This is a genomic window from Phytohabitans sp. LZ39 (assembly GCF_059359075.1).
The window spans coordinates 261341-281211 of the sequence record NZ_JCADBM010000010.1 but is presented as its reverse complement, the minus strand read 5'-3'; the positions used below and the strand labels follow the sequence as shown (position 1 = coordinate 281211).

18 protein-coding genes are annotated in these 19871 nt (G+C 71.3%); 5 read left to right on the top strand and 13 right to left on the bottom strand.

Going from position 1 to position 19871, the window contains the following annotated elements:
* Positions 1-5: 5 nt before the first annotated feature.
* Positions 6-758 (bottom strand): FAD-dependent thymidylate synthase, encoded by a 753-nt coding sequence (gene thyX / locus AC5L36_RS21240; RefSeq protein WP_441215377.1) that lies wholly within the window; start codon positions 756-758, stop codon positions 6-8.
* An 80-nt stretch (positions 759-838) separates the two neighbouring features.
* Here thyX and AC5L36_RS21235 point away from each other — a divergent pair, with 80 nt between their 5' ends.
* Positions 839-1315, top strand: a complete 477-nt coding sequence (locus AC5L36_RS21235) for a toxin-antitoxin system HicB family antitoxin (protein WP_441215376.1) — start codon at positions 839-841, stop codon at positions 1313-1315.
* A gap of 11 nt (positions 1316-1326) precedes the next feature.
* The gene (locus AC5L36_RS21230; RefSeq protein ID WP_441215375.1) at positions 1327-2133 is read left to right on the top strand and encodes a DUF4097 family beta strand repeat-containing protein; all 807 of its coding nucleotides are present in this window, start codon (positions 1327-1329) and stop codon (positions 2131-2133) included.
* A gap of 732 nt (positions 2134-2865) precedes the next feature.
* Here the strand turns inward: AC5L36_RS21230 and AC5L36_RS21225 are convergent.
* Positions 2866-3279: a DUF2752 domain-containing protein gene (locus AC5L36_RS21225; RefSeq protein WP_441215427.1), complete on the bottom strand. Its 414-nt coding sequence runs from the start codon at positions 3277-3279 to the stop codon at positions 2866-2868.
* 88 nt (positions 3280-3367) lie between these two features.
* Entirely contained in the window at positions 3368-4573 is a 1206-nt protein-coding gene (locus tag AC5L36_RS21220; RefSeq protein ID WP_441215374.1) for a winged helix-turn-helix domain-containing protein, read from the bottom strand.
* Between the two features lie 204 nt (positions 4574-4777).
* Between AC5L36_RS21220 and AC5L36_RS21215 the strand changes: the two genes are divergently transcribed.
* Complete coding sequence (locus tag AC5L36_RS21215; protein ID WP_441215373.1) at positions 4778-5605, top strand: bifunctional DNA primase/polymerase; 828 nt, start codon at positions 4778-4780, stop codon at positions 5603-5605.
* A gap of 63 nt (positions 5606-5668) precedes the next feature.
* Positions 5669-6220: a GNAT family N-acetyltransferase gene (locus AC5L36_RS21210; RefSeq protein ID WP_441215372.1), complete on the top strand. Its 552-nt coding sequence runs from the start codon at positions 5669-5671 to the stop codon at positions 6218-6220.
* A 54-nt stretch (positions 6221-6274) separates the two neighbouring features.
* Here the strand turns inward: AC5L36_RS21210 and AC5L36_RS21205 are convergent, their stop codons facing one another.
* From AC5L36_RS21205 to AC5L36_RS21190, 4 genes are read right to left on the bottom strand one after another with little or no spacing between them, the layout of a single operon-like run.
* Positions 6275-7111 (bottom strand): carbohydrate ABC transporter permease, encoded by an 837-nt coding sequence (locus tag AC5L36_RS21205; RefSeq protein ID WP_441215371.1) that lies wholly within the window; start codon positions 7109-7111, stop codon positions 6275-6277.
* Positions 7108-8118 carry a carbohydrate ABC transporter permease gene (locus tag AC5L36_RS21200; protein WP_441215370.1) on the bottom strand — a complete coding sequence of 337 codons (1011 nt, stop codon included), beginning with the start codon at positions 8116-8118 and terminating at the stop codon, positions 7108-7110. The genes AC5L36_RS21205 and AC5L36_RS21200 overlap by 4 nt, the downstream gene beginning before the upstream one ends.
* A complete protein-coding gene (locus AC5L36_RS21195; RefSeq protein WP_441215369.1) occupies positions 8115-9359 on the bottom strand; it encodes a sugar ABC transporter substrate-binding protein in 1245 nt (414 codons plus the stop codon). The genes AC5L36_RS21200 and AC5L36_RS21195 overlap by 4 nt, the downstream gene beginning before the upstream one ends.
* A gap of 5 nt (positions 9360-9364) precedes the next feature.
* Positions 9365-10435 (bottom strand): LacI family DNA-binding transcriptional regulator, encoded by a 1071-nt coding sequence (locus AC5L36_RS21190; RefSeq protein ID WP_441215368.1) that lies wholly within the window; start codon positions 10433-10435, stop codon positions 9365-9367.
* A 131-nt stretch (positions 10436-10566) separates the two neighbouring features.
* On the opposite strand from AC5L36_RS21190, the gene AC5L36_RS21185 reads away from it, so the two are divergent.
* Complete coding sequence (locus tag AC5L36_RS21185; RefSeq protein ID WP_441215367.1) at positions 10567-12624, top strand: amylo-alpha-1,6-glucosidase; 2058 nt, start codon at positions 10567-10569, stop codon at positions 12622-12624.
* Positions 12625-12952: 328 nt separating this feature from the next.
* Here AC5L36_RS21185 and dapB read toward each other — a convergent pair whose 3' ends face one another.
* The 6 genes from dapB to AC5L36_RS21155 all read right to left on the bottom strand — a co-directional run bounded on the left by dapB (position 12953) and on the right by AC5L36_RS21155 (position 19849).
* Positions 12953-13714, bottom strand: a complete 762-nt coding sequence (gene dapB / locus AC5L36_RS21180; RefSeq protein ID WP_441215366.1) for a 4-hydroxy-tetrahydrodipicolinate reductase — start codon at positions 13712-13714, stop codon at positions 12953-12955.
* 29 nt (positions 13715-13743) lie between these two features.
* Positions 13744-14655, bottom strand: coding sequence for an acetylxylan esterase (locus AC5L36_RS21175; protein WP_441215365.1), 912 nt, complete (start codon positions 14653-14655; stop codon positions 13744-13746).
* 79 nt (positions 14656-14734) lie between these two features.
* Positions 14735-15991: a M16 family metallopeptidase gene (locus AC5L36_RS21170; RefSeq protein WP_441215364.1), complete on the bottom strand. Its 1257-nt coding sequence runs from the start codon at positions 15989-15991 to the stop codon at positions 14735-14737.
* Positions 15991-18348: a polyribonucleotide nucleotidyltransferase gene (locus AC5L36_RS21165; protein WP_441215426.1), complete on the bottom strand. Its 2358-nt coding sequence runs from the start codon at positions 18346-18348 to the stop codon at positions 15991-15993. The genes AC5L36_RS21170 and AC5L36_RS21165 overlap by 1 nt, the downstream gene beginning before the upstream one ends.
* Before the next feature lie 193 nt (positions 18349-18541).
* Complete coding sequence (rpsO, locus tag AC5L36_RS21160; RefSeq protein ID WP_308714609.1) at positions 18542-18811, bottom strand: 30S ribosomal protein S15; 270 nt, start codon at positions 18809-18811, stop codon at positions 18542-18544.
* Positions 18812-18922: 111 nt separating this feature from the next.
* The gene (locus AC5L36_RS21155; RefSeq protein WP_441215363.1) at positions 18923-19849 is read right to left on the bottom strand and encodes a bifunctional riboflavin kinase/FAD synthetase; all 927 of its coding nucleotides are present in this window, start codon (positions 19847-19849) and stop codon (positions 18923-18925) included.
* Between the last annotated feature and the right edge of the window lie 22 nt (positions 19850-19871).

Here is a 19871-nt window from a genome sequence, read left to right as displayed (position 1 = left end):
AGTGGTTACGACACCTGCGCATAAGGGCTGGCCGCGACCTCCGTGCCGTCGGGCAGCTTGGAGATCGTGAAGTCGCTGAAAACGTTGGGCGCGGCGCCCTGAAGCTGCCGCAGGCACTCCACGGCCAGCTCGCGGATCTCGACGTCGGCCGTCTCGGTCGCGCGCATCGCGATGAAGTGGCGCCACGCCCGGTAGTTACCGGTGACGACGATGCGGGTCTCGGTGGCGTTGGGCAGGACCGCGCGGGCCGCCTGCCGCGCCTGCTTGCGGCGGAGCGTGCCGTTTTCCACGTCGGCGAACCGGCGCTCCAGGCCCTCCAGCAGCTCGTTGTAGGCGCGGAGGCTCGCCTCGGTCGCCTCTAGGAAGAGCTTGTGCAGCTCGGGGTCGTCGGCGATCACCTCGGGCTCGACCATCGCGGCCTCGCGCTCCGGCACGTAGCGCTGGGACAGCTGCGAGTACGAGAAGTGGCGGTGCCGGATCAGCTCGTGCGTGAACGAGCGGGACACCCCGGTGAAGTAGAACGTGACCGACCCGTGCTCCAGCACCGACAGGTGCCCCACCTCGAGGATGTGAGCCAGGTATCCCTCGTTGGTGGCGGTGGCCGGGTTGGGCTTCTTCCACGACTGGTAACAGGCGCGGCCGGCGAACTCGGCGAGCGCCTGACCCCCGTCGGCGTCGGTGGACCACGGCACGTCGTCCGGTGCCTCGAAGTGGGTCCAAGCGATGAGTTTGACCTGGGGCGGGACTACTTCCGGCATGCCCGGGAGCCTAGACCACCCCACCGACAACATCCGCACCGCGGCTTGCTATGACGTCATCATGGTGTCATAGTGACGTCATGGACCTGGCACCGTATCTGGAGAACCTGCGGCGAGACCTCGCCGCCACCGCCGCACCCGGCGGGCCCGACGTGGCTCGGGCAGCCGACCTGCTCACCGGCGCGCTCGACGCGTCGGTGCGGCTGTGCCTCCTGGAGGTGCTCTCCGACGCGGCAGACGAGATCACCGCCCGGCTTCCGGCGGCGACCGTCGAGGTGCGCCTACGCGGTGGCCAGGCCGATTTCGTGGTGACGCCGACTGACGTCATGCCAGCACCGTCGGTGACACCACCCGAGCCGTCCGGCGACGTCGCCCGGATCACGCTGCGCCTGCCCGAGTCCCTCAAGGACACGGCCGAGCGCGCCGCGGCCGCGGAGGGCGTCTCGGTCAACACCTGGCTGGTCCGCGCCGTGCAGGCCGCGGCGCAGGGCGGCCCGTCCACCCCACCGACCCGTGGCATCACCGGCCGCCGGATCACCGGTTTCGGCCGGGCCTGAGAGGAGTCACCATGCCCGAGTTCCCCAGCCCCACGCCCGTCAACACCGTCGTCCGCCTGGCCGCCGGCGAGCTGGAGATCACCGCCGAGGAGCGCGACACCGCGCTGGTCGACGTCCAGCCGGCCGACGACCGCCCCGCCTCCCACGAGGCCGCCGAGCGCACGAAGGTCGAGATGCGCGGCGACACGCTGACCGTGGCCGCCCCCGAAAGCGGCTGGCTGTCCGGCCGCGCCGGCGCGCTGGCGGTCACCATCCGCGTGCCGTTGGACAGCCGGCTGGCCGTCAAGTTCGCCTCGACCCGCGTCGACTGCCACGGCCGCTTCGCCACACTTGACGCCGACGGCGCGTCTGGCGGCCTGACCATCGACCACGTCACCGGCGACGCCACGGTGAAGATCGCCGGCGGCGACGTGGTCGCCGGACAGATCGACGGCAAGTTCGAGGTCGGCGGCGCCTCCGGCGACGTCACCGCACGACACGTGGGCGGCCCGGTCGACGCCCGCCTGGCCAGCGGCAACGTCAACATCGGCGCGGCCGCCGCCAGCGTGAAGGCCCGCACCGCCTCCGGCCGGGTCGCGATCGGCGCCGCGCGGCGCGGCACGGTAAACGTTCGCACGGCCAGCGGCGACGTAGCGGTAGGCGTCCGCAGCGGCACCGGCGTCTGGCTCGACCTCAACACGGTGTCCGGCCACACCACCAACGACCTGGACATGACCGCCGGCGGCGGCGAGTCCGGCCACGACCTCAGCGTCGAGGTCCGCACCGCCAGCGGCGACATCGCCATCCAACGCGTCCCCGCCGACGCCACCGCGGCCTGACCTCCGCCTTCACGGTAGAGCCACATTTCGTGCGTCCGTCGGGGTAACTCGCCGCCGCTCCCGCCGAGACCGGTCGGTGGGTGGCTGCGGTGGGAGCCGTGCTTCGCACGCTGGCTGCGGCATCGGGGGGTTGACCGGGCCGCGAAACACCATGATCGGCGGCTCGCCGGCTGCTTTCCCACTGGTTGGGTATGTGGCTCAGCATGTGGGCGACGTCATGATCGTTAACCCGAAAAGGCTGTGACACGCCGAGGACCACGCCCCTATCGGGCTAACGATCATCGCAGCGCGGTAGACGCCGGGGGCTTGCGGAGCCTTGCTTGGCCGGGCCGCAAGCCGGCCAAACCGCGAAAGTCGAGGCGCCCTGACTCTCCAAGATCTGGAATCTCGGGCCGCGTGCACGGCGGCGGCGACTACTCGGGACGACGAAAGCGCAGGCGGCGCATCCGCCGAGGCAAAGGGGTGACGGCGACCGAACGCGGGGGTGAGCCGCGGGAGCAGCGGACCAGACCATGGTCGACTTAGGGTGAGTGGCATTGGGCGTTCAGACCGCTGCTTCCGCGGGCTTGCACCGCGGACCCGGCAGCGGACGGCCGGGGATTTCGGCTCGGTTACGAGCCGCCGGCCGGGAGCGGTGCCCGCGGGAGCAAACGGTCTACAGGTGACGCGGACGTGGGCAAATATGTCTCCAGCCCATCTCACGAAGAGCGAGACACCCCGACTCCCAAAGGTCTAGACGTAGAACCAGGTGAACGGCGCCCACGGCAGGTTTCGCAGGATGCTGAAGCCGAGCCACGCCGCGAGGAAGACGCCGATCATCGTCGGCGTGACGCGCAGCGACGGCAGCGTCTTGCCGAACACGCGCTTGCCGGCCCACGCCACGTACACATACACCAGGAACGGCACCGCGAAGATGAACAGCGCGTGGTGGCGGGCGGCGGCGGGGAGGTCGCCGTGGATCATGTACCAGAACGCGCGGGTGCCGCCGCAGCCTGGGCAGTCGAGGCCGGTCGTGAGCTTGAGCAGGCAGGTGGGGGGCGCGTCGGCGGTCGACTCGGTCGGGTTGGCGATCGTGACGTAGCCGGTGGCGGCGGCGAGGCAGCCAAGCACCGCGACCGGGGCCAGCCACCGTGGTGACCTGGCCATCAGGCGCGTGAAGCGGCCGGGCGGCGGGGGCACGAAATAGGGCGGAGGCGGCGGGGCGGCGGTGGGGTCGGCCACGCTGGTCACCCGCTCACCGTACACCGAGGGCGCTCCTCAGCTTGAGGTCTCCGCCCTCGGGCCGGGCCACCTCCGACAGGCCGAGCCAGCCGGCCAGCCGCTGGAGCTCGGCCGCCAGTGCCTCGGCGGTCTCCTCGGGGTCGGCGCCCGGCTCGAGCCAGGCCGCCGGCACGCGGAGCACGCCGGCTTTGCGGTCGGCTTTGAGGTCGACACGGGCGGTGAACCTGTCGTCCTGAAGGAACGGCAGCACGTAGTAGCCGTGGACGCGCTTGTGTGCCGGCGTGTAGATCTCGATCCGGTAGCTGAAGTCGAACAGCCGCTCGGTGCGGGCCCGCTCCCAGATCAGCGGGTCGAACGGGCTGACCAGCGTGGCACCCCGCACCCACCGGGGCAGCTTGGCGTCGGCGTGCAGGTAGGCCGGCTGGCGCCAGCCGCGCACCTCGACCGGGAGCAGCACGCCGGCCTCGACGAGCTCGGGGATCGCGGCCCGCGCGCCGGCGACGGGGAGGCGGAAGTAGTCGCGCAGCTCGAACTCGGCGGCCACCCCGAGCGAGCGGGCGGACACCGCCACAAGCTCGCGGTAGGCATCGGCCGGCGTCGGCGTGGGTGCGGCCAGGACCTCGGCGGGCAGAACGCGCTCGGGCAGGTCGTAGACCCGCGCGAAGCTGCCATTGCGCCGGGCGGCGACCACCTCGCCGGCCCAGAAGAGGAACTCCAGCGCGCGCTTGACCGACGACCAGTTCCACCCCCAGTTGCCCTTTTCGCGCGGGCTCTCGTGCTCGATCTCGGCGGCGGTCAGTGGGCCGTTGACCCGCACCTCGTCGCGCACCCAGTCGACGAGCTTTGGCTCCTCCTCGACAATGCGCCGCACGCCGCCCCACGCGTGGGCGCCGGCCATGCGCCACCGCAGCGCGGGGTGCAGCGACACCGGGATCAGCGACGCCTCGTGCCCCCAGTACTCGAAAAGCTCGGGTGGCCGCCCGTAGGCGGCGCGGTCGAGCAGGGCCGTGGGATAAGGGCCGAGCCGGCTATACATCGGCAGGTAGTGGGCGCGCTGAAGCACGTTGACGGAGTCGATCTGGAGCAGGGCGGTGCGCGACAGCACGCGGCGCACGTGGCGCATGGTGACCGGCCCCGCCGGCCTGGGGTCGGCGAAGCCCTGGGCGGCCAGCGCGATGCGGCGGGCCTGCGCGATCGACAAAGACTCTGGAACGGCCATCGGGTCGAACGCTAACCGACGGGTACGACACTCCCCTCCAGCACCAGCGCGGTGAGCCGCGCGGACGGGTCGAGGCCCGGACGACGACGCACCAGGGTGCTGGGGCCACGAGTCCAAGATTGGACACTCGCCGTCTACACGAACATCTCCGCTCCGTATCCGGACCGTCGACGCTTAGTACACACGTTCGATAGAATGGCGCGCGTGGACCCGCTGGAGAGCGCGTTGTGGTATGCGTCCACCGGCGTGCCCGTCCTCCCCCTGCACACCGGCCTGGGCGGCGGCCGCTGCTCGTGCCGGCGGCCACACTGCGACCGGCCGGGCAAGCACCCGCGGTGGCACCCCCGCCTGATCACCGCCGGCCTGCACGAGGCGAGCACCGACCCCGACCAGGTGCGCCGCTGGTGGTCCGCCTGGCCGGAGGCAAACGTGGGGCTGCGCACCGGCGTCGCCGTCGACGTGTGCGATGTGGACACTCCGGCCGGCCTGCACCTGCTCCGCGACCTCATCGGCGACCTCGACGAGACCCCGCTGGTGCAGACCGGGTCGGGCGGCCTGCATCTCTACTTCGCCGCGAGCGGCGCGCCCAACAGGGTCCGCCTGCTGCCCGGCGTCGACTGGCGCGGCGAGGGCGGTTACGTGGTGGCGCCGCCGTCCGTGCACGGCAATGGCACGCGCTACCGATGGATCAGCCACGGCCCGGCGCCGCCCTGCCCGCCCGAGCTGCTGCGCCTGGTCATCCCGCCTCCGCCACCGCCGCCGCCGGTGGTGCGCCACCCCGGTCGGTACGCGGCGGCCGCGCTCGACAACGAGGTCACGCGCGTGCGCTTCGCGCCGGTCGGCGAGCGCAACAACACGCTCTACCGCGCCGCCCGCAGCCTGGGCCGGCTGGCGGCGGCCGGGCTCCTCGACCCGTACGACGTGGTGAGCGCGCTGACCCCCGCCGCGCTCGCCGCCGGGCTGGGCGCCGCGGAGACCGCGCGCACGATCCGCTCGGGCCTGACCGCGAGCCGCGGCCGGCGGGTCGCCTGACCCCCATGGCCGGTCGTGGGGCCGGCGACGCGCGCCGGTCCCACCTCCGTAGGCTGGTCACCCATGGCCACGGGGTACGTCCGGCCGGCCCGTCCCGAGGACGCCGGCGAGATCGCACGCATCCAGCTCTCGACGTGGCGGACCGCGTACCGCAAGGTGCTGCCGGCCCGCGCGCTCGACCAGCTCGACGAGGCGTGGATCGCCGAGCAGTGGCGCGCCGCGATCGAGGCCCCGCCGAGCGCGCGGCACCGGGTGCTCGTCGCGTTCGAGCAGGCGGAGACCACCCACCTGGTCGGTTTCGCCGCCTCAGGCCCCGCCGACGAGCAGGCCCTGGCCCCCGACGAGCCACCACTCGGCGCGGACGTTGCCGCCTTCACCGACCTGCTGGTCGAGCCCCGCTGGGGGCGCCGCGGCCACGGCAGCCGCCTGCTCGCCGCGAGCGTCGACCTGTGGCGCGAAGACGCCCTGGCGACGGCGGTGGCCTGGGTCTACGACGGCGACCCGGCCACCCGCAAGTTTCTCGGCTCGGCCGGCTGGGAGCCCGACGGCGCCACCCGCGCCCTCGACGTCGACGACCAGCTCATTCCCCAACACCGCCTCCACACCAGCCTTTAGCGGAGCGCCGCGATCTCCGCACGACTGGCCCTTCGAGCGCGGCGCGGAGTGGTTTCAGCCCTTCTCGGCGCCTTCTGATGCGCCGCGGACGAAGTAGCGCTGGAAGATCACGAATATGATCGCCACCGGGATCGTGGCGAGCAGGGCGGCGCCGAGCTTGAGCGGGTACTGCGTGCCGACGCCCAGTGAGCCGCTCACCAGGTCGGCCAGGCCGCGCGGCAGCGTGAAGAGGTCCGGGTCCTGTACGGCGACGAGGGTGTGCGGAAACTCGTTCCACGAGCCCTGGAACGACAGGATCGTCAGCGTGATCAGCGCCGGCCGGGCCATCGGGAGCACCACCGACCAGTAGGTGCGGAAGATGCTCGCGCCGTCTATGCGGGCCGCCTCCTCCATGCTGGCCGGCACCGACTCGAAGAACTGCTTCATGATGAACACGCCGGCCGCGTCCACGATGATGGGCAGGATCAGCGCGGTGTAGCTGTCGTAGATGCCGAGCTGGTTGAGCACGAGAAACTTCGGGATCAGCAGCACCACGCCGGGCACCGCCATCACCGCGATGACGCCCGCGAAGATGGCTCGCCGGCCGCCGAAGCGGAGGCGGGCCAGCGCGTAGCCGGCCAGCGAGTCGAAGAACACCCGGCCGGCCGTGATGACGATCGTGACGAGCACCGAGTTGCCCAGCCAGAGCGGGAAGTTCGTGCCTTCGAAGATGCGCTCGAAGCCGGCGAACGACACCGGGTTGGGCACCGGCGACAGCGGGTTGTCGGCCGCGTCCGGCTCGGTCTTGAACGAGTTTGCCAGCTGGATCACGAACGGGTACAGGAAGACGAGCGCGAAGAAGATCAGGATCGAGTACCCGACCAGGGTGTTGACGAGACCGCGCGGCTTCACGAGGACTTCCTCTCCCGGAGGAGCCACCGCTGGAGCAGCGTCATCGCCACGATGATCAGGAAGAGCACGAACGAGATCGCGGCTCCCCGGCCGTACTCGAAGTCTCTGAAGGCCGTCCGGTACGACAGGAAGGCCGGCGTCAGCGTGGTCTTGGCCGGGTTGCCCTGGCTCATCACGTAGATCTGGTCGAAAACCTGCCAGGTGCCGATCAGTCCGAGCGTGAGCACCAGGAAGAGGGTCGGCCGCAGCATCGGGAGCGTGACGAAGCGCAGCCGCTGCCACCGGTTGGCGCCGTCGATGAGGCTCGCCTCCTCGACCTGCTGGGGCACGTTCTGGAGGGCGGCGAGAAACATCAGCATGAACGTGCCGGACGTGGTCCACACGACCAGCGCGATGATGGCGCACATCGCCACGCTCGGGCCGGAGAGCCAGTCCCACCAGGTCAGGCCGAGCACGCCGTGGTCGGCGAGCGCGCCGGGCGGGCTGTTGACGCCCACGGTGTCGAGCAGCAGGTGGACGAGGCCGCGCGAGTCGTCGAACCACACCGGCCCGTCGATCCCCACCGTGCCGAGCAGCGCGTTGACCGCGCCGGAGTTGGCGAAGATGAACAGGAACACCACGCTGATCGCCACCGAGCTGGTGACCGACGGGAAGTAGAACGCGGTGCGGAAGAAGCCTTTGCTCTTGAGCATCCGCTGGTTGACGACGAGCGCGAGCCCCAGCGCCAGCGCGGTCTGGATCGGCACGACGAGCGCCACGTAGTACAGGTTGTTGCGGATGCTCGTCATGAAGTCCTGGCGGGGCAGCCCGTCTGCGGTGATGAGCGACGTGTAGTTGTCGCCGCCCACGAAGGGCACACCGGACCGGAACGGGCTGCCCTGCCCGTTCCAGCCGGTGAGGCTCACCCACAGCGCCATGAGGATCGGCAGCAGCAGGAAGAGACCCAGGATCAACACGACGGGAGCGACGAAGAGCCAGCCCGCCAGGGTCTCGCTACGCGTCCTCATTGCCCCAGCGCGGACTGGGTGTTCTTCTGCACCCGAGCCAGCAGCGCCTTGGGGTCGCCGTTCGTCAGGCCTTGCAGGCCGGTGTCGAAGTCGGCGAGGACACTGTCCATCTTGGGCGCGTTGACCGGGCCCTGCGCGTACGCGGCGCCGTCGATGAACGCCTTGTCGGCCGGGAACTGCTGGGTGAACTGCCCACCTGCCGACTGTCGGGACGGCATCACGCCGAACGCCTTGGCGAACGTCATCTGCTGGTCGGCGATGGTCATCGCCTCGACGAACTTGACCGCCGCGTCCTTGTGCTTGCTCTTGGCCGCGATGCCCCAGCAGTTGGTGAACGAGAGCGTGCCCTGGCCCTTGGGACCGGCCGGCAGCGGGTGCACGGTGTACTTCACGTTCGGGAAGTCCGCCGACAGCGCACCCTTGATCCAGTTGCCCTCGATGGTCATCGCCGCCTTGCCCTTGCCGAACGCCTCACCTGCCCAACCGGCGTCGAGCGCCTTGGGATACTCGGCGTACTTGTTCTTGAGCAGCCCCTGCACGTACTGGAGGGCCTGGAGGTTTTCCGGCGTGTCGGCGGTGGCCGTCTTGCCGTCCACGCTCGTGATCCAGCCGCCGGCCTGCACCATGAACGCGCCGATCCGGTCGCGGGTGTCGCCGAGCGCCAGCGGCACGGTGCCCTTCGCCTTGATCTTCTGGGAGACCGAGGTGAGCTGGTCCCAGGTGGTGGGGATGTCCGCGTCGGTCAGGCCGGCCTTGCTCCACAGGTCGGTGTTGACCACCAGGGCCAGCGTGGAGAAGTCCTTGGGCGCGCAGTAGAGCTTGCCGTCGTACGTGAACGTCGTGCGCAGGCTCTCGTAGAAGTCACTCGAGTTGCTGATCTTGTCGCCGTAGGGCTCCAGCGCGCCCACGCTCGCGTAGTCGGCGAAGCGGCCGGCGTCCACATAGAACACATCCGGTGGGCTGTCGCCGGCGAAGGCCTGCCCGAGCTGCTGCGTCAGATCCTGCGCCGGCGTGACGGTCGCGGTGTTGCCGGACGAGCTGGCCCACTTCGCGGCCGCCTCCTGTACCGCGGTGGTCTCGGCCTGCCCGGACGAGCCGATGAGGATCTGGAGCGACACCGGGCCGGACTGCTGCTGCGCGGAGTCCGAGGAGTCGTCGTCGAACCCGCTGCCGCACGCGGCGGTGGCCAGCAGCGCGCTGGCCGCGACCGCGGCGAGCAATGTCCTATGTAGCATTTCCATCTCCTTCAGGCTGACTGGCGGATCACGAGGGAGGGTTGGAGGAGCACGGGACGCGGCGCGGTGCCCCCGTCGAGCACGCCGGCGAGAAGGTCGACACAGCGGGCGGCCGCCTCGGCGAGCGGCTGCGCGACGCTGGTGAGCCCGAGCACGCGCGCGACGGGCGTGTCGTCGAAGCCGGCGACCGCGACGCCCGGAGACGCCGCGGTGTAGGCCCCGACGGCCAGCGAGTCGCTCGCACACACGAGTGCGGTCGGTGGGTCCGATATGGACAGCAGGTCGCGGGCCGCCGCCTCGCCCTCGGCGACACCGTCCACAGTGGCGCGGGCGAGGTCGGCGTGGTCCGGCCCGACGGTGCTCGCCCACCCGGAGCGGCGCTCGTCGCCGACGCCGGAGCCCGCCGGCCACCCGACGAAGCCGATCCGCCGGTGCCCGGCGTCGAGCAGGTGGCGGGTGGCGGCGGCGGTGCCTGCCGCGTTGTCGACGTCGACCCACGGATGGCTGTCGGGCGCACCCCAGGGCTCAGCTAGCTGGCTCGCTTCGCTCGCTTCGGCCCTGGATGCCGGCTGAATCCGGGCACGTCGCTCCGCGCCATGCTCCGGGTCCAGCCGGCCCCACGGCCGCCCGAACGTCACGAACGGCACGCCCCGCTCGGCCAGCCACGACGTGCGCACGTCGCCGTGATGGGTGCTGGTCAGCACGAAGCCGTCCAGCTCGTGGGTGGCGAGCAGGTCGTCGTAGGTGGCGATCTCGGCCTGGTCGTCGGCGGCGGCGTAGAGCAGGATGCGATATCCGGCCGGGGCGGCCGCCTCGGTCAGCCCGTGCAGGAAGCGGTCGAGGACCGAGCCGTTGATCCCGTCGCGGGTGGGCTCGATCCGCACGGCCAGCAGGCGTGACCGGCCGGTGCGCATGAGCCGGGCGGCCTGGTTGGCCCGGTAGCCGAGGGTGGCGATCGCCTCACGCACCCGCTCCCGGGTCTCCTCGCGGACCAGGTGCGGGGTGTTGAGCACGTTGGACACCGTCTGCCGGGACACGTTGGCGCGCGCGGCAACCGTGGCGATCGTCACCTTACCACCCATTCGTACCTTCTATCCTCTTGAACGTTCAAAGCGAGGTGGGGCATGATTGGATCGTTCAAGTTTCGGGGTTGTTTCGCACTTTGCTCCGCGCGAGCCGATCTGTCAAGACTGTCCCCAGGAGGTAGTCACCCGTGCCGGACCGCAAGCTCCAGCCGCTGCTACACGACCTCGTGACCACGACGACGGCGCCGACGACGGCGCTCAGCGGGGCCGGCGGGCAGATCAGCGGGGCCGGCGTCCAGGGCGTCTTCCACGCCGACGCCCGCGTGCTCGCCGAGGCCAGGCTGCTGGTCGACGGGCGCGAGCCGCAGCCCATCGGGTACACGGCGGCGGGGCCCGGCACCGCCCGGTTCGTCTCGGTCGTACGGTGGCTGGGCACCCGGATCCCCGACCCCACCGTGCGGATCGACCGGGTCCGCCGCGTGACCGCGGGCGGGATGGCCGAGGAGATCACCGTGACCTCGACCGCCGACGTGCCCGTCCGCGCCACCGTCACCCTCGACCTCGCCTGCGACCTCGCGCCGATGGACATGGTCAAGTCGGGCGGCTCGACCGAGCGGCTGTCCCCCACAGCGCCACTCGTGTGGAGCGGCGGCGGCATCACCGTGACGGTGGTCGCCTCGGGGCTGCCCCAACCCGGCGGTGGCCGCTCCACGACCAGCCCGGATCGGGGCGGCAGCACAGCCCTGGAGAGCCTCACCTGGCCGGTCGACCTGCCGACGCGTGGCAGCGTGACGCTGCGCTGGGAGGTGCGGATCGACGACCCGCGCGCGATCGTCGCCGCGCCCGCCGGGCCGGTCGAGTGGTCCCGCCCGGAGGTCAGCGCCGACGACCACCGGCTGGTGCGCCTGCTCGACCGTTCCCTGGACGACCTGGCGTCGCTGCGGCTGGCCGACGGCGACGACACCTACCTGGGCGCCGGCGTGCCCTGGTTTCTGACGCTCTTCGGCCGGGACAGCATCTGGGCCGCGCGCATGCTGCTCCCGCTCGGCACCGACCTGGCCGCCGGCACGCTGCGGGTGCTCGCCCGGCGCCAGGGCACCCGCGACGACATCCGCTCCGGCGAGGCGCCCGGCAAGATCATGCACGAGCTGCGGCGGCACGACACCACCCACCGCGCCGAGCGGATCGATCTGCCCGCGGCGTATTACGGGACCGTCGACGCCACCCCGCTCTGGGTCAGCCTGCTGCACGACGCCTGGCGGTGGGGAATGCCACCGGAGCAGGTGGCCGCGCTGCTCCCGCACGTCGAGGCCGCGCTCGCGTGGCTCGGCACGCACACCGACTTCGTCCGCTACGTCGACAAGAGCGGCCGCGGCCTCGCCAACCAGGGCTGGAAGGACTCCGGCGACGCGGTCCGCTTCCGCGACGGCCGCCAGGCCGACCCGCCGATCGCGCTGGCCGAGGTGCAGGGCTACGCCTACCAGGCGGCCCTGCACGGCGCCGCGCTGCTCGACGCGTTCGGCCGCCCGGGCGCCGACCGCTGGCGCGACTACGCCGGCGCGCTGGCCGAGCGCTTCCGCGCACGCTACTGGGTGGACGGTCCACAGGGGACGTACCCGGCGCTGGCCCTCGACCGCGACGGCCGCCCGGTCGACGCACTGACCAGCAACATCGGCCACCTGCTCGGCACCGGCCTGCTGACCCCCAAGGAGTCGACCGCCGTCGCCGAGGCACTCGCCTCCCCCACCCTCTCCGGCGGCTTCGGCCTGCGCACGATGTCCACACAGGACGCCGGCTTCAGCCCGCTCTCGTACCACTGCGGCTCGATCTGGGCACACGACACCGCGATCGTGCTGGCCGGCCTGGCCCGCGAGGGCTTCGGCCCGGCGGCCGCCAAGCTGGCCGACGGCCTGCTGAGCGCCGGCGAGGCCTTCGACTACCGCCTGCCCGAGCTGTACGGCGGCGACGACCGGACGGAGTTCGCCCGGCCGATGCCCTACCCCGCCGCCTGCCGCCCCCAGGCCTGGTCCGCCGCGGCCGCCGTGGTGGTGCTGCACGCCGCGCTGGGCGTCTACCCGGACGTGCCGGCCGGCCGCGTCACCCTCCGCCCGTCGCTCCCGCTCGGCGCCGTGCGAGCCACGGGCCTCCGCATCGCCGGCACACCGGTGAACGCCTCCGTGGACGGCGACGGCCGCCCGGCTATGACCGGCCTACCGGCCGGCCTGACGATCCACGAAACCCTCTGACGTCATCGGTGGTGTCGCGCCGATCCTCCGGGCCCGGCCCGCTGGTCGACAGGCCAGGCCCAGGTGATGGTGTCATCCAACCGCATTTGCTCTGCTTCCCTATGGGAAGCACTCGCCCTGCCCTACGGGAAGCACTCGCCGCCCGAGGCGGCGCATCGCGGCCGCTTCCTAATGGGAAGCAGAGCAAATGCGGTTGGACGGCACACCTTGCCGGCCGCCGCCGGACGCCCGGCGGTCGGAGTTTGGGTTGTGAACCACGGAGGGTGAGGCCGCGGGAGCAACGGCACGGACCACCGCGGACATCGCGGTAGCCCAAAGGATCAAAGGCTCAGCTGTCGAGCAGCGGGGCCAACCCAACGGTCAGGCCGGGGCGCTGGAGGACCTGGCGGATGGCGAGCAGCACGCCGGGCATGAACGAGGCCCGGTCGTACGAGTCGTGGCGGATGGTGAGGGTCTCGCCGGTCGTGCCGAAGAGGACCTCCTGGTGGGCGACCAGGCCGGCGGCGCGCACCGAGTGGACGCGGACGCCGTCGAGGTCGGCACCGCGGGCGCCGGCCACCTCGTCCTTGGTGGCGTCGGGCATGGCGGCGAGGCCGGCGGCGGCGCGGGCCTCCGCCACGACGCGGGCGGTGTGGGTGGCGGTGCCGCTCGGCGCGTCAACCTTGGCCGGGTGGTGCTGCTCGATGATCTCGACCGACTCGAAGTAGCGGGCGGCCCGCGCGGCGAACTCCATCATCAGCACGGCGCCGACGCCGAAGTTCGGCGCGATGATCACGCCGACCTCGGGCTTGTGCTGGAGCCAGTTGCGCACGCGTTCGAGGCGCTGGGCGGTGAAGCCGCTGGTGCCGACCACGCAGTTGATCCCCTGGTCGATGCACCAGTGCAGGTGGTCCATCACCACGTCGGGGTTGGTGAAGTCGACGACGACCTCCGCACCCGCGTCCGAGGCGTTGAACAGCCAGTCACCCTGGTCGATCATCGCGACCAGCTCTAGGTCGTCGGCGGCGTCGACGGCCTTGCACACCTCCACGCCCATGCGCCCACGGGCACCGAGCACGCCGACACGGATGGGTTCGCGCTCTTCAGTCACGGGGAGAAACTATCCCACGGAGGAGAAGGTCACACGAAGAAGGCGGCGAGCTCACGGTCGCGCGCCGCTAGTTCGGCCGCCTCGGTCGGGTACGGCATGTGGCCGGCGCTGAGCATCCACAGCCGCTTGGGGCCGGCGAGCGCGTGGTAGATGGCGAACTGACCGACCGGCGGCACGGCCGGATCGCGCCGCGCCACGGACACGAAGACCGGTATCCGGATGCGGGTCGCGGCGGTCGCGGCGTCGAAGTAGGCGAGCACGTCGCGCACCTCGGGCTGGCGCGCCACCCGCCTGCGCACCGCCTCGCCGCTGCCGGTGCACGGCACGCGCAGCCGCAGCGGGTGGTGGCCGAAGCTCGGCAGGTAGAAGTGCGCGCGGTGGAAGCGGTCGTCCCATGGAAGCGCGAGCGCGCCGATGCCGCCGCCGAAGCTGCCGCCGTTGTAGTCGAGCCGCTCGATGCCCGGAAAGCGCTCCAGCAGGACCGAGGCGGAGCGCCAGATGTCGGCGGCGCAGAAGCGGTGCACGTACGTCTCCCGCGACTCGATGCCGTGCAGCACGTGCTCACCCGTCACCGCCGGGATCGTGGGCGACAGGCTGCGCGGCAGCCCGGGCGCGCACGGGAAGATCTTCGCGGCCTCGGGCGCGGGCGCGTACTCGTCCGGCCCGTCCGGGCGGCCCTGGTAGCCGTGGCTCACCACCATGCCGCGGCTCACCTCGGCACCGCGCGGGTAGGTGAGCCAGGCGAACGCCCGCTCGCCCGTGGCTGAGTCGAAAGTCAGCTCCTCGACCCGCCGGCCGAGCCGGTCGTCGTCGTATCGCCGGCGAACTCGCCAGGACAGTGGTGGTTTGGACAGGTCCTCACGCGTGGCACGCCAGAACGCCTCGAAATCGGCGGGCTCCGGCGGCGGTGCGGGAGGCTCGGGGAGGGACCCGGCGCTCATGGCCCATCATCGTGCCGCCCGCACACATCGACGCTCAAGGCCCTGATAGATAGACCACGATCAGGGCACCAAAATAGCCCTATACCGGGCCAATCACCGCCAACGAGGTGGGCCTTGTCAGCAGATCGGTGGCCAGTGCGTTCACCTGGTCGAGCGTCACCGCGTCGACGCGGGCCAGCAGCTCGTCCACGGAGAGCACGCTGCCGTACAGCAGCTCACCCTTGGCCAGCCGGCTCATCCGCGAGCCGGTGTCTTCCAGGCCCAGCACGTACGAGCCTTTGGACATGCCCTTGCCGCGGGCCAGCTCGGCCTCGGTGAAGCCCTTTGCCGCCACCGCGGCCAGCTCGGCCCGGGTCAGCTCCAGCACCTCGTCGACCTTGCCCGGCGCGCAGCCGGCGTAGACCGCGAAGAGGCCGGTGTCGGCGTACTGGCTGGAGTACGAGTAGACCGAGTACGCGAGGCCGCGCTTTTCCCGGATCTCCTGGAAGAGCCGGCTGGACATGCCGCCGCCGAGCACGTTGTTGAGCACGCCGAGCGCGAAGCGCCGCTCGTCGAGCCGCCCGATGCCGGGGCAGCCGAGCACGATGTGCGCCTGCTCGGTGTCCTTTCCGCGTACCACCGTGTCGGGCGCCTGCGTCGGCACGGTGTCGGTGGGTCGCAGCGGCGCGGGCGTGCCCCCACCGGCCAGGTCGAGGTTTCGCCGCACCAGCTCGACCACGACGTCATGGTCGAGGTTGCCGGCCGCGGCGACCACAATGGACGGTGCCAGGTACCGGTCGTGGTAGAAGCCCTCGATCTGCGGCCGCGTCATCGGCGCGATCGTGTCCTGCGTGCCGGAGATGAGCCGGCCCAGCGGGTGGGTGCCGTAGACGGCCTCGGCGAAGACGTCGTGCACCTCGTCGCCGGGCTCGTCGTCGTGCATCGCGATCTCTTCGAGGATCACGCCGCGCTCGGTCTCCACATCGGCCGCGTCGAGCACCGAGTGGGACACGAGGTCGCACATCACGTCGATGGCGAGCGGCAGGTCTTCGTCGAGGACCCGCGCGTAGTAGCAGGTGTACTCCTTGGTGGTGAACGCGTTGGTCTCGCCGCCCACCGCCTCGATCTGGGCCGAGATGTCCAGCGCGGTGCGCCGCTCGGTGCCCTTGAAGAGCAGGTGCTCCAGGAAGTGCGAGACGCCGGCGAGCTCGGGTGCCTCGTCGCGGGAGCCGATGCCCACCCACACGCCGAACGAGACGCTCCGCATCGAGGGGATCGCCTCGGTCAGCACCCTAAGGCCCGAGGGCAGCACGGTACGCCGTACCGTGCTGCCCCCGTCCCTACTGTCCAGCGTCATCAACGACGGTGCCGGCGGCGGCGCGGGCCGCCTTCGCCGTCGCCCTCACCCGCGGGCTCGCCGCGGCTCGGGCCACGGTCGCCACCGTCGCGGTCACCGCGGTCGCGCGGACCACGGTCGCCCCGGTCGCGGGCCGGCGGGCGGTCGCCACCGGCGGCGTCGGCCGGCGCCTCCTCGCCCTCGGCGCGCACCTTGTCGAGGTAGATCTTGCCGCGCTGGTCGATGTCGGCGATCTGCACCTCGACCTTGTCGCCGACGTTGAGGTAGTCCTCGACCTTCTCGACCCGCTTGCCGTTGCCCACCTTGGAGATGTGCAGCAGGCCGTCGCGGCCGGGCAGCAGCGAGATGAACGCGCCGAACGCGGCCGTCTTCACCACCGTGCCGAGGAACTTGTCGCCCACCTTCGGCAGCGTGGGGTTGGCGATCGCGTTGATCCGCTCGACCGCCGCCTCGGCCGAGGGGCCGTTGGTCGCGCCGACGTAGATCGTGCCGTCGTCTTCGATCGAGATCTCGGCGCCGGTCTCGTCCTGGATCGCGTTGATGGTCTGGCCCTTCGGCCCGATCACCATGCCGATCTTGTCGACCGGGATCTTGACGGTGGTGACCCGCGGCGCGTACTCGGACATCGTGGCCGGTGCCTCGATGGCCTCCTGCATCACGTCGAGGATCGTCTGGCGCGCGTCGTGGGCCTGCTGGAGCGCGGCCGCGAGCACGTCGGACGGGATGCCGTCGAGCTTGGTGTCGAGCTGGAGCGCGGTCACGTACTCACGGGTGCCGGCGACCTTGAAGTCCATGTCGCCGTAGGCGTCTTCCGCGCCGAGGATGTCGGTGAGGCTGACGTACTGCGTCTTGCCCTCGACCTCGTCGGAGATCAGGCCCATCGCGATGCCCGCGACCGGCGCCTTCAGCGGCACACCGGCCGACAGCAACGACATGGTCGAGGCGCAGACCGAGCCCATCGAGGTCGACCCGTTGGAGCCGAGGGCCTCGGAGACCTGGCGGATCGCGTACGGGAACTCCTCGCGGCTGGGCAGCACCGGGATCAGCGCCCGCTCGGCCAGCGCGCCGTGGCCGATCTCGCGCCGCTTGGGCGCGCCGACCCGGCCGGTCTCACCCGTCGAGTACGGCGGGAAGTTGTAGTTGTGCATGTAGCGCTTGTGCTTTTCCGGCGACAGCGTGTCGAGCTGCTGCTCCATGCGGAGCATGTTGAGCGTGGTGACGCCGAGGATCTGCGTCTCGCCCCGCTCGAACAGCGCCGAACCGTGCACCCGCGGCAGCACCTGGGTCTCGGCGGTCAGCGGCCGGATGTCGCGCGGGCCGCGGCCGTCGATGCGCACCTGGTCGCGCAGCACGCGCGTGCGCACCTCCGACTTGACCAGCGAGCGGAACGCCGGAGAGATCTCCTTCTCGCGCCCCTCGAACTGCGGGGCGACGAGCTCGACGGCCTTGTCCTTGATGCGGTCGAGCGCTTCCTCACGCTCGGCCTTGCCGGCGATCTTCAGCGCCTCGCTGACCTCACCGCGCACCGCGGACGCGACCGCCTCGAAGGCGTCGTCCTGGTAGTCGAGGAAGGTCGGGAACTCGGCGATCGGCTTGGCGGCCACGTCGGCGATCACGCTCTGCGCGCGGCACAGCTCGCGGATGGCCGGCTTGGAGGCCTCCAGGCCACCGGCGACGATCTCCTCGGTCGGCGCGGTGGCGCCGCCCGCGACGAGGGCGACGGTGTGCTCGGTGGCCTCGGCCTCGACCATCATGATCGCGACGTCGCCGTCGGGCAGGACGCGGCCGGCGACCACCATGTCGAACGTGGCGCGAGCCAGCTCCTCGTGGGTCGGGAACGCCACCCACTGGCCGTCGATGTGTGCCATCCGGGTGGCACCGATCGGGCCGGAGAACGGCAGGCCGGAGAGCTTGGTGGAGAGGGACGCGGCGTTGATCGCCACCACGTCGTACGGGTGGGCCGGGTCGAGCGCCAGGATGGTCTCGACGACCTGGACCTCGTTGCGCAGGCCCTTGACGAAGCTGGGGCGCAGCGGCCGGTCGATCAGGCGGCAGGTGAGGATCGCGTCCTCACTCGGCCGGCCCTCGCGGCGGAAGAACGAGCCGGGGATGCGACCCGCGGCGTACATGCGCTCTTCGACGTCGACGGTCAGCGGGAAGAAGTCGAATCCCTCGCGGGGCTGCTTGCCCGCCGTGGTCGCGGAGAGGACGACGGTGTCGCCGAGCTGGGCGATCACGGAGCCGGCGGCCTGCTTGGCCAGCCGGCCGGTGGAGAACGTGATCTCCCGGGTGCCGAACGACCCGTTGTCGATCACCGCGGTGCTTTGCTGGTTGCCGAGGCTGTTGTGCTCGGTCATGTTCTGGATGCACTCCTCTTCGGTTGTGGGGGTCACAACCTCGGGAGCTGCTCAGACGGGCCGGTCTTCGATCGAAGCGCCCGGGGGGCCGATGTGCGGCAGCCCGGGGGCCACTACCGAGGACCGGTGCGTCGATCCGCTCCCGGACCCCCTCGGGTGGGTAGGGGAGCGACTCACGCCGCTCCCCCGGTGTTTATCGCCGCAGACCGAGCCGCTCGATGATCGACCGGTAGCGGTTGATGTCCTTCTTCGCCATGTAGTTCAGGAGGCGGCGGCGGCGACCCACCAGGAGCAGCAGACCACGGCGGCTGTGGTGGTCGTGCTTGTGCACCTTGAGGTGCTCGGTGAGGTCGGCGATCCGCTTGGTAAGCACCGCGACCTGCACCTCGGGAGAACCAGTGTCTCCCTCGACGGTCGCGTACTCTTCCCTGATCTTGGCCTTGGCTTGTTGGTCGAGCGCCATTTTCTCCCTGTTTCTATGGGCGTTAACAGTCCGGGCCCGCGGCGTCGTGCAGGCACACGGAACAGAACGTCGTAACACGACGTCCCGGTAACACTACCAGCCCGTGAGACGCTACCCGTTCAGCAGTGCCCGGGTCTGCGCCACGTCCTCCTTGATCTGGGCGATCAGGGGCTCGATCCCGTCGTACTTGACCTGGCCACGCAGGTTGGCCACCAGCTCCAGGCCGAGGCGCTCGCCGTAGAGGTCGCCGTCGAAGTCGAGGATGTGCGCCTCGACCCGCCGGTCTTCGCCCGAAAAGGTAGGGTTTGTCCCCACGGAGGCGGCGGCCGGCAGCCGCTCGTCGCCGCGGATCACCCATCCGGCGTACACGCCGTCGGCCGGCACCGCCGTGTGGGTGCCGGTGAGGAAGTTGGCCGTGGGGAAGCCGAGCTGGCGGCCCCGCTGGTCACCGCGGACGATCACACCCTCCACCCGGTGCGGCCGGCCGAGCGCCTCGGCGGCCGCCGCCACGTCGCCGGCGGCGACACAGGCGCGGATGTACGTCGAGGAGAACACCGTGTCGCCGCTCGACACCAGCGGCGAGTCTTCGACCGCGAACCCCCACCGGCGGCCCAGGTCGCGCAGCAGCGCCCCGTCGCCGGCCGCCTTGTGGCCGAAGCGGAAGTTGTCACCCACCACCACCACGGCCGCGTGCAGGTGCTCGACCAGCACGTCGTGGACGAACGCCTCCGGTGGGAGCCGGGAGAAGTCCAGCGTGAACGGCACCACGCACAGCGCGTCGACGCCCAGCTCGGCGATCAGCTCGGCCTTGCGCCGCGGCTCGGTGAGCACGGCGGGGTGGGTGCCCGGCCGGACCACCTCGGAGGGGTGCGGGTCGAACGTCAGGACCACCGACTGGAGCCCGGCGTCGCGGGCCCGCTTCACCGCATGGCCGATGGTCGCCTGGTGTCCCCTGTGGACACCGTCGAACACCCCGATGGTGACCACCGAACGGCCAAACCCGCTCGGCACCGTGTCGTACCCCCGCCACCTCTGCATGCAGCCCACTCTAGGCCGTCCG